Below are 1,022 nucleotides of genomic sequence, written 5' to 3' on the forward strand. Positions count from 1 at the left end.
TGTGCGCGACCTTCGATATCTCGCGCAAGACGGGCTACAAATGGCTTGAACGTTATCGGGCGTTTGGCCCGGAAGGCTTGCACGATCAGCCGCGGGCGCCGCTCGAGCACGGCAGGGCGACGGCAGCCGAACTGGTGGAGCGGATCTTGGCGGAGAAGGAGGCGCATCCGCTGTGGGGGCCGAAGAAGATCATAGCGCGGCTGAAGCGGGCCGAGCCAACATGCGGCTGGCCGGCGGTTTCGACGGCTGGCGAGATCCTGAAGCGGCATGGTCTTGTCGGGCGGCGCCGCGTGCGCTGGAGGGCGGCGGGCAACGGCCCATGGCCGGAGCCCGAGGGACCGAACGCGCTGTGGACGGGAGATCACAAGGGCTGGTTCCGGACCGCAGACGGCTGGCGCTGCGAGCCGCTGACGGTGATGGATGGGGCGTGCCGCTACCTGTTGGCGCTGGCGGCGACCGGCTCGACGTCGGAAGAAGAGGCCTGGCCGGTGTTTGAGCGGACATTTAAGGAGAATGGCCTGCCGGATCGGTTCAGAAGCGACAATGGCGCGCCGTTCGCGTCGGCCGGCGTCAGCGGGCTGACGCCGCTGGCGGTGCGCTTCATCAAGCTCGGCATAGTCTTGGAGCGCATCAAGCCGGGCAAGCCGCAGCAGAATGGATGCCATGAGCGCTTCCACCTGACCATGCTGCCTCTGGCTAAGGAGCCGGCGGCCGACCGGGCAGCGCAGGCCAAGGCGTTCGAGGCTTTCCGACGCGAGTACAACGAGCAGCGCCCGCATGAGGCGCTGGGCATGGACACGCCGGCACAGCACTACTGTGCATCAACCCGACCCATGCCCAAGACGATACCCGAACCGGACTACCCCGCCGAGGCGGCGGTGCGCAGCGTGCGCCAAAACGGCGAGATCAAGTGGAACGGCGACTTCATCTACGTCTCGAAGACCCTGGCCGGGGAAGCGGTTGCCGCGACCGAGACCGAGGCGGGTGAATGGGCGCTCCACTTCTATGCCCACCCGCTCGGC

At 67.4% G+C, this 1,022-nt stretch carries 1 protein-coding gene; it reads left to right on the forward strand.

Annotation, left to right across the window (positions count from 1 at the left end; all coding sequences use genetic code 11):
• A partial coding sequence (locus FJ956_RS30395; protein WP_140685000.1) for an integrase core domain-containing protein occupies positions 1-1,022 on the forward strand: 1,022 nt, incomplete at both ends.

Source organism: Mesorhizobium sp. B2-4-3, from assembly GCF_006442815.1.
Taxonomy (GTDB): Bacteria; Pseudomonadota; Alphaproteobacteria; order Rhizobiales; family Rhizobiaceae; genus Mesorhizobium.